This is a genomic window from Lutibacter sp. A80, assembly GCF_022429645.1.
Taxonomy (GTDB): Bacteria; Bacteroidota; Bacteroidia; order Flavobacteriales; family Flavobacteriaceae; genus Lutibacter.
Genome location: NZ_CP092480.1, coordinates 3061072 through 3073324, shown reverse-complemented (window position 1 = coordinate 3073324; position 12253 = coordinate 3061072). Strand labels below are relative to the sequence as shown.

Genomic DNA, 12253 nt, shown 5'->3' with positions numbered 1-12253 from the left:
ACAATCTAATAAAAAAAGAAATTAAATCAATAATATGTTAGTATGTGACTCCACCAGGACTCGAACCTGGATCTAAAGTTTAGGAAACTTCTATTCTATCCCTTGAACTATGGAGCCTCAAATTTTGGAAGGCATAAAGTTACTATTTTATCTTTTAAACCCTATAAAAAAGATTTAATTAATTATAGTTTGAAATGGAATTTTAATTTTAAAAGTAGATTAATAAATCTTATAGTTAGTTGATGTATTAATCAAAAAAAAATCGGATTTTGTTTTTACCAAAATCCGATTGTTAGTAAGCATTATAAGTATTAAAAGAAGAAGTAGAAGATAAAACCTCCAATAATTGCTATTGCAATTATAGAACCAACAAAAGCAGCAACCGCTTTAGGTTTTAACATAGAAGAAACAATCGCTATTTCAGGTAAACTTGCTCCAGTTCCACCAATTAGCAATGCCATTGCTGCCCCCATACTCATACCTTTTCCTATTAAAACACTTAATAAAGGGATCGCCATTTCAATTCTAAGGTATAAAGGCACACCAATAACAGCCCCTAAAAGTATTGCTAAAGGGTTATCGTTTCCTAAGTATTTTTCCACAAATGCATCAGGAACAAAAGCTGCAGATACTGCACTAATTACTGCTCCAATAAATACATATGGCATTATACGCTTAAAAAGTGACCAAGCAAATTCAAAAGCTTCTCTAACTTTATCATTTTTAATATTCAAAAATTTACTATCTACTGTAGCAGTACAACCCGAAACTTGAGGTTGGCTACCACAAGTTACTTGTGGCTGATTTTCAATTGAACATTCTGAAACATTTGATACATTTACAGCTTTATCTTGTTTAACTGAAGGACTACCACAACTATTATTAGAAGCTCCTACTGGTTTTTTACCAATTGTTTTAACCTGATTTACAAGAGATGTTTTTCCTACAATAGTTCCAAAAAGTATGGCACCAATAAATACAATTAAAAAATAAACTATTGCTACTTTAAATCCAAATACCGCAAAAATAAAGGCTACTACAACAAAATTTGCTAATGGAGCAGATAATAAAAATGAAAAAACCATTGCTAATGGCGCTCCCATTTCAAGCATTCCCATAGATACTGGAACCATTGAAGCACTACAAAATGGTGTTGGTATACCTAACAAGGCACCCATAACACCACTATATTTACCCGTTTTACTTAATTTTTTTTGCAACTTGTCTTGTGGAATATACGCTCTTACAAATCCTGTAAGAATTGATACAAATGCAATAATAAAAAACAAGGCTACACCAACATGTATAAACTCGTCTAAGGCTAATTTTAAATTTTCTGACATTGTTTTAAATATTTATGATAATTAATGATTTTAAGACTCCTATATTTAACATATGCACAAAAACACATATGATAAGACGTAGAAATCTTTTCTAAATTGATTTATATTAAAATTTTTAATGCTATTTTTCTCTAGTTATAAGTAGTTGTTTACAGCGTTGCATTTCAACAAGCATATCATTTTCTGAAATTACACTTACTGCATTTTTAATATGTTTAATAAATTCACCATCTGTTTTTTTTATAAAATAATAAACCCATTTTCCTTCTTTATTTTCTTCAAGTAAACCTGCTTTACTAAGGATTCTTAAGTGACGAGAAACGTTGTATTGAGGTTCTTTTAGAACTTCAATAATTTCAGAAACACAAATTTTAGAATCCATATTAATCAATAACCATATAATTTTAAGACGCGTAATTTCTGATAATGCTTTAAATATGGTAATACTATTTTGTAAATTAGGTTTCATACATTCGATAATTAAAATAAACATATGCGTTTTTTAGCATATGATGTGCAAAAGTAATTTTTTCTTTTAAAATTGCAAACTTTTTACTTAAAAAAACTTATGAAATCTAGCTACTAAAAAAACAAACAAATAAAAACCCTTACCGAATTATCGATAAGGGTCTGTCTTACTATTATTTTAGTAATTTGCTTCTAAAAAGTACCTATAAAATGACTTCCAGTTGTATTTATTAATTGCGCTCCTTTAGTTACGCTTCCTGTTTCTGTATCTACAACATAAATATTTCCATCTTCACCAATTGGAGCTACTGTTAAGTAAACTTCATTTTCATAAATAGCAAAACCTTGGTATTGGTATAAATATAAATCCTCACTAGCAGGAATATCATCAAGTTTTATTGCAGTTTTAGCATTTAAATCTACCAAAGCAAAAAATCCTTGTGTTTTACCAGCTGGCCCTGTAGCCGATCCAGCATACTCGTATGCAACAACAGCTTTACCATTTGATGCTGGTCTCCAAGCAACAATATAAGTGTCATTTAAACCTAAAGCTGCATCTAAACTAAACACATAAGAATTATCATATTCGTTATTTGCATTAATTTTTAAAATATGAGAACCATTTGGATCACCTTGGTTAGCTTGGTAAACACTACCATTGTATTCAAAAGAATTAATACTACGGTAACCATTTGTATTTCCATGTCCAACAGTAGAAGTAATTACACTTGGATTTAATAAAGAAGGGTAATCTAAAACAATAGTTTTAGAACCTAAAATTTCATACCCACTTTCACTTTCTACAGTAGCAGGATTTACTTTACTTAAACGAGCACTAATATATAATTTATCTCCAGCAGCATTTAAAGTTGGCATATCAACTCTAGAGAAATAATAACCTGCGGCTTCTTCTTCGGCACTTAAAGGAACACTAACTTCTTCAAAATTTTTAATTGAAGAATTTACTAAATCTAAAGTAACCACGCCTACTTTAGCTTCCGTTCTAATATACATATCATCTGTTACATCATCTGGTGTTCCATTATCGTCAATTTCATGCTCTGTTGATACATATACAGCAGATCCGGTTTGGTCTCCATCAAATAATTTTATCCACCTTGGAGCGGTACCTACATAAGGTGCTATACTTACTTCAGATCCAGTTGGTATAAAATCTTGTCCTCCTTGAACAGTATATTTTGAATAATTTCCTCCTGTATCACCTGCATAACTGATATTAAAAATAGTGTTACCATCTTCTGATGCTTGTAATCTAGCTGTTCTATTAGAAGGGGCTACAAAACCATTATTAAAAACATCTATTACTGTCTCGGTGTTTTTAGCATCTTCATTACTAATAGCATATATTAAAGTACCTCCATTTCCATCTCCTGCTTCTGTACCCATTCTAGCACCAGCAACTGTAATCCATCTTTCAGATTGTACTGGTTCAGTTGGCATTTCAATATTATTATCATCGCTATCACAGGCAACGGTAAATAAACCAATTGTGGCGAATAAAGTTATAGTTTTAAAGTTTAAAAAATTGCGTTTCATATTAAAATTGTTTATTAGATTTATGTTTAATAATTAAAATTTAGTTATTGTATAATTTAGTTTTAAGTAAAATGCTCTCCCAGGTTTTTGAACTGATCTATTATCGTAAGCTGCTTCATTAAATATATTTTTGGCATCGAAACTCACTACAAAATTTTCTTTAGGAAAAGTGTAACTAAGCCCAAAATCTTGAATAAATTGAGTAGGTACTAAAAATGCATCCAAACCAGCAACATTAGTTCCTTGATTCATTATATATGAAAATTCATCAGTGAAATAAATATTATAAAATACGTTTAAACGCGATTTATGTTGAAGCACATTTTTAATTGAATAGCGTAATCCAGAATTAATAGTAAATAGTGGTGTGTTAGGAATATCAACAATATTACCAGCTCTGTTTCTAGATTCTAGAGTTAAACGAGAAAAATTAAAGTTAAAGCCTAAGTTATTATTGTAGCTATAATTAATTTCTGCCTCTACTCCTTTAGATGTAGTACTTTCGTCAAAATTATCATAATGTACAAGTTCGTCGCTGCTTTCTACAATTCTATCTGCATTTGAAGCAAAACCGATTAAATCTTCAATCTTTCTTGAAAAGAAATTGGTAGAAATTGTAAAATTGTGTTTTTGAATATTAAACTTTCCAAATCGGAAACCGACGTTATAATTTTTACTAATTTCTGGCTGAATGTTTAAATTGGCTTCAACATTATCAGCTACATCTCCAAAAACTTCAGTTTCATCAGGTAAACGAATTGCTTTTTCTGCTGAAGTTAATAAAACCAAATTGGGTAGAATAGCATAAGAAGCTGCAAACCCAAAACCGTTAAAATTTTGATCGCTTTTAAAAACTTCATCTATAACTTCTGTTTCATCATCATTAAATACTGGACTTGTATTTAATACTTTTTGACCGTAGTTTTTTCCAAAAACATTAACTTTTAACTTTTCTTCAAAAGCATTTAATTCATAACTTAACGAATAAATATTTTTATACAAATCACTCGTTTGCTTAAAAGTGTTTTCTAAAAGAGATTTCATTTCATCACTATCTTCTCTATCAAGACCACTATATATATGGTTTACTAAAATTTTATGATTTTTATTTATAGCATACGACACTCCTGTTCTTATAGAAGCAACATTTCTGTTAACTTTTGTTAGAGTTGGACCTCCTTCTTGTTGAGATCCCCAACTGTAGTTTAGATAATTACCGTCAAAACCAACTAAACGTTCTCCACTCCAAGTATAAGCTGCAGCAACGGTATCATTAACTATGGTATTTCTTTCTCCATATAATCCAGTTACATTTACATCTAAACCTTCTGTAAAAAGATTCTTTTTTTGATATGTTAAGTTTGCTAATTGGGCATTTGTTTCACTAAATCTTCCGTAATAAGGATGAAGCGTCATAAAAGCACCATGTTGAATTTCTTTATAATCTTCTGAACCTGTAAAACCAATTAAAAATTGGTCTGCCCATTTTACATCCGTAAAACCAATTTGTGCCATTCCACCTGTAGATTTATAAGCGTCGTAAAATCTTCTAGCAGTAATAGGGGTTTGACTTCCATCTTGTGCAATATCCTTAACTTGACCTCCCCAAACTTTATAATCATTATCAGAATTATTATGAAAAAGAGATGCTTTTACAGTAAATCCAGACTTTTCAAACCTATATAAACCATTAATACTTGTTTGTAAAGTATTAAAAGATCCATATGAAATAGAAGCATTTAAGTTAGTTTTTGTTCCTTTATGTAATACAACATTTATTGCACCACCTAGAGCATCATCTGCCAAATGCCCTGGAATTACACCTTTATAAACTTCAATATTTTTAATCATTGAAGGAGGAATACTATTTAAACTAAATGAGGAACCATACATAGAAATAGGAATTCCATCAATAAAAATACGCACAGACCCTCCAGACAAACCATTTAATGAATATTGTACATTTGAACCTAAACCTCCATTTTGACGAATTTTTACACCTACTGTAGTATTTAACAATTCATTTATCTGAACATTTCTTAAACTTGCCACTTTAGTATCTACAATATTCACTGCAAAACCTTGAGTTTCTACTTTTGTTTTTTCTGACTTTCCATTAACAACAACTTGTTTTAAAGATTCCACATCCTCACTTAAAGTGAAATTTATAACACGATTATTGTTTATGGTATTAAATAACTCTTCTATAGAATTAGAATTAAATCCAACATACGAAGCTTTAATTATATGCTTTCCTTTAGGTATATTTTTAAGGGTGTATGTTCCGTTTTCATCAGTTACAGTTGCCCGTGAAGCAGAACCAATTACAACGGTAGCTCCAAATAATGGTTGCCCTGAGCCATCTACAACTTTCCCTGAAATTGAATTTTGAGAGTAACCTAACGATACTATTAATAATAATAAAACAAATAATTTCAAACTTATGCTTATTTAGATTTAATAAAAATAACTAACTTCGCAAAACTATTTTATTTAGATTGATTCTTGATAACGCAAAAGGAAGTAATTATAACGCAAAAAGAATAAATGGAAATTCGATTAAAAAGTTCACAAAATAATGGAGAGGGAATTAAAAAATATTTTAATAGCAACAGTGGAACCTCAAACTTTTTTGAAAAAACATATTCAGATTTTGAAAATGAAATTTCAGGTATACTAAAAGAAACATGTTTAAATAATATTCATGTAATATATCAAGAATACACTACTAAAAATTTAAACATTGAAATTGAGCAAGATTCTGCTGTTTTTTTACTTCAATTTATAATTAAAGGTAAAATGTCTTTCTATTTAAATAAGGATTCAGAAAAGAAGTATCATTTAAAAAATAATATGTGTTATCTATTTCACATCCCCCCTTCTAAATATTCTTTTGAATCCTTAAATCAAAAACATACCAGTTTATCTATTTATTTTACAGAATCTTTTTTGAAGGAAAAAACAGGAGAAGTATTTACAAAACAATTAATAGAAAAAATACAAATAAGTAAAGTAAACCAACTTTGTAAACTTCAAAAAAAAGATCTAATTCATAATAGAAAACTAAATAACATAGTTAATGAATTTACAAACTGCCCTTTTGAAGGAACTATACGAGAATCTTATTTAGAATCTAAATTAACAGAATTACTTTTAATTGCTTTAATTCCAGATACATCAAAAATAACAACAGATAAACTCAGTAAAAAAGAAAAAGAAACCTTAATTGGTATAGGAAATTATATAAAAACTAATTTAAAAAAAGAGTTAACAATAGAACAATTATCGTTGCTAGCAGGCTTTAATTCTTTTAAATTTAAAAGCTTATTTAAACAATTTTATGGAATGACTGTTTTTAAATACATTACCTCCTTAAGAATAGAAAAAGCCATAAAATTAATAGCCAAGCATAATTATACAATTTCACAAGCTTCTTATGAAGTAGGTTATAAAAACCCACAACATTTCACCGTTGCTTTTAAAAAAAAGCTGGGATATCTACCAAGTCAAATAATTAAAAACAACTAAATATTCATTTCAAACATTTTAAAATTATCTCTTATTTTTATTTATTCTAAATAAAAATAAATTATATATTTGCATTTAATAGCAGTCAATTAATAATTAAAAACGTTGCTTTTAAAATAGTAATGTTTTGATTTTAAACATTTTAAATATGAAAAACTTAATAACCCTTAGTCTTTTACTTTTTATAGGGTCGATTACCGCTCAAAAATCCAATGTTTTTTTAAGTCGAGATTTTTGGAAACCAACTACAACAGTAGCCGAAGTACAACAAAAAATAAAAGAAGGCAATAGTGCAACCGCATTAACTCAAAATAATTTTGATGCAACAACCTATGCAATTTTAGCAAATGCGCCTATTGAAGTTGTTGAATTCCTTTTAAATATAGAAGGAAACCCTATTAATAAAATTACACACGACGGACGTACATATTTATTTTGGGCTTCTTCTAGAGGTAATTTAGAAATTATGGAACTTCTGTTAGACAAAGGCGCTAAAACAGATATTGTTGATGACAAAGGAAGTTCAGTTTTACTTTTTGCCGCTGGAGGTGGGCAAACAAACCCAGCTCTGTACAACTTATTATTAGCTAATGGTGCTTCTATAAACGAAACAAACCCAAAAGGCACCAATGCTATACATCAATTAATAGGTAAAGTAAAAAATTTAAATGAACTTACTTATTTTGTAATGAGAGGTTTAAACTTTTCAGATACCGATAAATCTGGTTTAAACACAATAGACTACGCCGCTCGTTCTGGTAACAAAGAAATTATTGAACAATTAATAAAAAAAGGAATTGCATATAAAGACACAAATACAGATGGTGGAAACGCTTTTTTAGAAGCTGCAACCATAGGTCGTAATGGTGGAAACAATTTAGCCTTCTTTAAATATTTAGAAGATTTAGGAATAAACCCAAACATAACAAATAAAAAAGGGGTAAATCCAATTATTAAATTAGCTGCTCAAAATAAAGACATAACCATATTCAATTATTTTATTGAAAAAGGGGTTGATGTAACTAAAGCCGATAGCAATGGAAACACTGCTTTAATAAATGCCGCGGGAAGTAATGATTTAGAAATTATCACTTATTTTCTTAACAAAAAAATAGCTATAAACGCAACAAATAGCGAAGGAGAATCTGCCTTATCAAAAGCTGTAGCAACTAATTCTTCAGAAGTTGTAGACTTATTAATTACTAAAGGAGCTGATGTAACTATTATTGATAAAGACAATAACAACCTAGCGTATTATCTTGTCGATTCTTATTCAAAAAGAAATAAGAAACAATTTGAAGCAAAATGGAATTTATTGCTAAAAAACGGTGTAAACATGTCACATATTCAAAGTGAAAACAACAACCTTTTACACCTTGCAGTAACTAAAAACGACACTGACTTATTAGATAAAATAGTTAAGCAAAAAGTTGACATTAATGCTAAAAACAGTAACGGACTAACACCATTACACATTGCAGCAATGACAGCCAATACAACAGATCTAATAAAACACCTTATTAAATTAGGCGCAAAAACAACTATTGCAACCGACTTTGAAGAGTCTGCCTATGATTTAGCATTAGAGAATGAATTTTTAAATAAGAACGCTATTGAATTTTTAAAATAATGAAAGTAAAAATTTTTATTTTAGGTATAATAAGTCTATTAACATTTACAGCATTTAGTCCAGCTACTAAAAGCACTTCATACAAATGCATGATTCAACTTATAAATTACGAAGGTGAAGGCGCCTATATTGTTGTTTCATTATTAGACCCACAAGGCAACTATGTAGAAACCTTAAACGTACTTGGCGATGACCAAGAATGGTACCATGATTTAACTGAATGGTGGAACTTTTTTGAAAAAAAATCAAATAATATAGATGCTATTACTGGTGCAACTATAAGCGGTGGAGAACGCAGTATAAAAGTGTTTAAAATTGATGATGAAATTTTAGATAAAGGCTATAAAATACGTTTTGAAACAGCAGTTGAAGACCAAAAATATGTTGCAGATGATGTAACTTTTGAATTAACTTCTGAAAGTGTAAAAAGCAAAGTAGAAGGAACCGGTTACATAAGGTATATTAGAATGTTACCTCAAAAATAATCCTGTTATGACGTTATCGGTTTGGAGATACAGCCATCTTGTTTTGGCTGTATCTTCTTCTATTTTTATTCTACTTGCTTCCTTAACTGGAATTATTTTGGCATTTGAACCTATTTCAAATCGTGTTCAACCATACACAGCTAATAATTTAAACGAAATTACTGTTGCTGAAATAACTACTACACTTCAAAAAAATTATGATGAAATAATTTCAATTGAAATTGATAAAAATGATTGGGTAACAGTATCTATAATAGATGAAGAGGGTACAAATAAAATATTTTATATAAACCCTAAAACTGGCGAAAATTTAGGTAAACCAACCGAAACAAATACACTATTTAAGTTTGCTACAAGCCTGCATAGATCTTTATTTTTAAAAAGTATTGGACGTTTTTTTGTAGGTTTAACTTCCTTTTTACTTTTTTTAATTAGCATTACAGGAATTTTTCTAATCGTTAAAAAACAAGGAGGAATACGCAACTTTTTTAGTCCAATTATTAAAGAAAAATTCAATCCTTATTTCCATACTATTTTTGGAAGGTGGCTTTTAATTCCAATACTAATAATAACTTTAAGTGGTGTTTATCTTTCTTTAGAACAATTTAATATTATTCCAAAAGCTAAAATTATGCATCAGGAAGATACTAAATTTGAAGAAGAACCAATAATAAAATTAGCTGAATTTAAAACCTTTAAAAATACCAAACTCTCTGAAGTTAAAAAATTAGAATTTCCATTTTCAGAATTTCCAGAATCGTATTTCTTACTACAATTAAAAGACAAAGAACTATTAATAAATCAATTTAATGGAAATATAATTAGTGAAATTAACTATCCTTTTACTGCAATAATTTCTTACTACAGCCTTATATTACACACTGGGCAAGGTAGTATTGTTTGGAGCATTGTATTACTACTTTCTTGTATTGGAATTCTGTTTTTTATGTATTCTGGATTCAATATCACATTACAACGACAAAAATCGCGAATAAAAAATCGCTATAAAAAAGATGATTGTGAATATGTAATTCTTATAGGTTCAGAAAACGGAAACACATTTTATTTTGCAAACGCCTTACATTCAGAATTAATTCGACTTGGTAAAAAATCGTTTTTAGCAGAACTTAATAGCTATACAAGCTATAAAAAAATACAACATTTAGTAGTAATGACCTCCACTTATGGTGTAGGAGAAGCGCCAACAAATGCAAAAAAATTTAGCACATTAGTACAAAGTCAAACACAAAAAAATTCTTTTAAATATTCTATAGTAGGATTTGGTTCACTAGCATATCCAGATTTTTGTAAATATGCTTATAATGTAGATGAACAATTACAAAAACTTCCAAAATCTAAACGATTAAACGATGTTTTTACTGTAAACAATCAATCGTTAGAAGCTTATAACAACTGGTTATTAGAATGGGGTAAAAAAGAAGATTTAGACATTAAATTACCAAAATCCTTAATTTCTAAAAAGAAACAGAAAACATATACGTTTGAAATAATAGCTAACACCAAAGCAGAAAATCAGCCAGATGCTACATTTTTAATTAAAATGAAAGCCTTAAATAACGTAAAATTTAAATCGGGCGATTTATTATCTATAGTTAGCGAGAAAGATGGTAGAGAACGCTTGTATTCAATCGGAAAATTAAACACAAACAAACTGATTTTAAGTGTCAAATTACATAATAAAGGTGTTATTTCTAACCACTTAAACACTCTTGAAATAGGCGATAAAATAACATGTGGTATTGTAAAAAACAAAGGATTTAATTTTCCTAAAAAAACAAAAAATGCATTGCTAATTGCTACTGGAACAGGTATTGGACCTTATTTAGGAATGATTGGTGAAAACACTAAAAAATCTAACTTAGAATTGTATTGGGGCGGACGTACAGAAACATCTTTTAATCTCTATAAAAATGAACTAAAAGCACACCAAAAATCAGGGAAGTTACAATCGTTACATTTAGCATATTCTCAAGAAAAAAACACAAAAATATATGTTCAAAATTTATTAAAATCCGATGCAAAAAAAGTTGCTGAAATTTTAAAAAACAACGGTATTATTATGATTTGTGGTTCTGTAGCAATGCAAAAAGATGTAACTCAAACTTTAGATGATATTTGCCAACAATACCTTAAAAAACCTTTGAGTTATTACCAAAACAAAGGAGCTATTTTGATGGATTGTTATTAAATCGACTATATTTTTATTTTAAAATATTTGGTTTTAACACCTTTTTAGCTATAAAAAATTATCATTTTACAAGTTTTTCTATGAAATAAACATATTTTATGTTATATTTATACAGAAAAAATGTTATTTTCATTTTTCCAAACAAATAACATTAAGTTATGCTTAAAGATTCTCATAGAGAAATTACACCACTTGCACCTGATGATAGTTTTCAAGTTTTTGACCGTACTAAAGATGATTTTGACTTTCCAATTCATTTTCATCCTGAATATGAATTAAACTTTATTTCAAATGGAAAAGGAGTACGTCGTATAGTAGGCGATAGTGTAGAGGAAATCTCTGAATATGAACTTGTTTTATTAGGCCCAAATATAACTCATTGTTGGGAGCTTCATAATTGTAAAAATTCAAATATTAATGAAATTACTATTCAATTTCATAATGATTTGTTTGATGAAAAAATGTTGTCGCGCAGAATTTTTAAACCAATAAAAGATATGTTTGAACGTTCTAATTATGGTATTCTTTTTTCAGAAAAAACAGCCTTTGAAATGATGGATAGAATTAAGGCGCTTGCAAAAATTGATAGCATCGATTATTTTATGGAACTAATTTCAATTCTTCAAGATCTAGCAAATTCTAGAAACCAGAGAATACTTTCTACCTATAGTACTCAAAATAAAAATTTTGAAAATAGCGATAAGATTAAAAAAGTATACCTTTTTATTCAAGAAAACTTTCATCGTAAAATTTTACTTTCTGAAATTTCTGATGTTGTAAATATGAGTCCGGTTTCTTTTAATAGATTTATAAAAAAACGTACTGGAAAAACTTTTGTAGATTATATTAACGATACACGAATTAGTTATGCTACAAGATGGCTAATTGAAACCGATTTAAGCATAAGTGAAATATGTTTTAAATGTGGATTTAACAATATAGCCAACTTTAATCGTGCTTTTAAAAAATCTAAAAGTACAACCCCAAGTGAATATCGAGAGAAATTTGAGGGTATCAAAAGAGTATTATAACA

General features: G+C 28.8%; 9 protein-coding genes and 1 tRNA gene. 5 read left to right on the top strand and 5 right to left on the bottom strand.

Annotated features, from left to right (window positions below; all coding sequences use genetic code 11):
* Positions 1 to 45: 45 nt before the first annotated feature.
* The 5 genes from MHL31_RS12710 to MHL31_RS12690 all read right to left on the bottom strand — a co-directional run bounded on the left by MHL31_RS12710 (position 46) and on the right by MHL31_RS12690 (position 5807).
* A tRNA-Arg gene (locus MHL31_RS12710) sits at positions 46 to 117 on the bottom strand.
* 194 nt (positions 118 to 311) lie between these two features.
* Complete coding sequence (locus MHL31_RS12705) at positions 312 to 1343, bottom strand: permease (RefSeq protein WP_240226324.1); 1032 nt, start codon at positions 1341 to 1343, stop codon at positions 312 to 314.
* A gap of 121 nt (positions 1344 to 1464) precedes the next feature.
* Positions 1465 to 1812: a metalloregulator ArsR/SmtB family transcription factor gene (locus MHL31_RS12700; protein ID WP_240226323.1), complete on the bottom strand. Its 348-nt coding sequence runs from the start codon at positions 1810 to 1812 to the stop codon at positions 1465 to 1467.
* Positions 1813 to 2003: 191 nt separating this feature from the next.
* Positions 2004 to 3368 (bottom strand): hypothetical protein, encoded by a 1365-nt coding sequence (locus MHL31_RS12695; RefSeq protein WP_240226322.1) that lies wholly within the window; start codon positions 3366 to 3368, stop codon positions 2004 to 2006.
* Between the two features lie 33 nt (positions 3369 to 3401).
* Entirely contained in the window at positions 3402 to 5807 is a 2406-nt protein-coding gene (locus tag MHL31_RS12690; RefSeq protein ID WP_240226321.1) for a carboxypeptidase-like regulatory domain-containing protein, read from the bottom strand.
* Positions 5808 to 5915: 108 nt separating this feature from the next.
* Between MHL31_RS12690 and MHL31_RS12685 the strand changes: the two genes are divergently transcribed.
* The 5 genes from MHL31_RS12685 to MHL31_RS12665 all read left to right on the top strand — a co-directional run bounded on the left by MHL31_RS12685 (position 5916) and on the right by MHL31_RS12665 (position 12251).
* On the top strand, positions 5916 to 6896 hold the full coding sequence (locus tag MHL31_RS12685) for an AraC family transcriptional regulator (RefSeq protein WP_240226320.1): 981 nt from the start codon (positions 5916 to 5918) through the stop codon (positions 6894 to 6896).
* Between the two features lie 148 nt (positions 6897 to 7044).
* Positions 7045 to 8526, top strand: coding sequence for an ankyrin repeat domain-containing protein (locus MHL31_RS12680; RefSeq protein WP_240226319.1), 1482 nt, complete (start codon positions 7045 to 7047; stop codon positions 8524 to 8526).
* Positions 8526 to 9011: a DUF2271 domain-containing protein gene (locus MHL31_RS12675; RefSeq protein ID WP_240226318.1), complete on the top strand. Its 486-nt coding sequence runs from the start codon at positions 8526 to 8528 to the stop codon at positions 9009 to 9011. The genes MHL31_RS12680 and MHL31_RS12675 overlap by 1 nt, the downstream gene beginning before the upstream one ends.
* 7 nt (positions 9012 to 9018) lie before the next feature.
* The gene (locus MHL31_RS12670; RefSeq protein WP_240226317.1) at positions 9019 to 11220 is read left to right on the top strand and encodes a PepSY domain-containing protein; all 2202 of its coding nucleotides are present in this window, start codon (positions 9019 to 9021) and stop codon (positions 11218 to 11220) included.
* Between the two features lie 158 nt (positions 11221 to 11378).
* The gene (locus MHL31_RS12665) at positions 11379 to 12251 is read left to right on the top strand and encodes an AraC family transcriptional regulator (RefSeq protein WP_240226316.1); all 873 of its coding nucleotides are present in this window, start codon (positions 11379 to 11381) and stop codon (positions 12249 to 12251) included.
* Positions 12252 to 12253 lie beyond the last annotated feature (2 nt).

What these genes read in the sequence shown, in the direction of transcription:
- MHL31_RS12695 (WP_240226322.1), bottom strand. Translation starts at nt 3,368, where the DNA reads ATGAAACGCAATTTTTTAAACTTTAAAACTATAACTTTATTCGCCACA.
- MHL31_RS12685 (WP_240226320.1), top strand. Translation starts at nt 5,916, where the DNA reads ATGGAAATTCGATTAAAAAGTTCACAAAATAATGGAGAGGGAATTAAA.
- MHL31_RS12670 (WP_240226317.1), top strand. Translation starts at nt 9,019, where the DNA reads ATGACGTTATCGGTTTGGAGATACAGCCATCTTGTTTTGGCTGTATCT.
- MHL31_RS12675 (WP_240226318.1), top strand. Translation starts at nt 8,526, where the DNA reads ATGAAAGTAAAAATTTTTATTTTAGGTATAATAAGTCTATTAACATTT.
- MHL31_RS12665 (WP_240226316.1), top strand. Translation starts at nt 11,379, where the DNA reads ATGCTTAAAGATTCTCATAGAGAAATTACACCACTTGCACCTGATGAT.
- MHL31_RS12705 (WP_240226324.1), bottom strand. Translation starts at nt 1,343, where the DNA reads ATGTCAGAAAATTTAAAATTAGCCTTAGACGAGTTTATACATGTTGGT.
- MHL31_RS12680 (WP_240226319.1), top strand. Translation starts at nt 7,045, where the DNA reads ATGAAAAACTTAATAACCCTTAGTCTTTTACTTTTTATAGGGTCGATT.
- MHL31_RS12700 (WP_240226323.1), bottom strand. Translation starts at nt 1,812, where the DNA reads ATGAAACCTAATTTACAAAATAGTATTACCATATTTAAAGCATTATCA.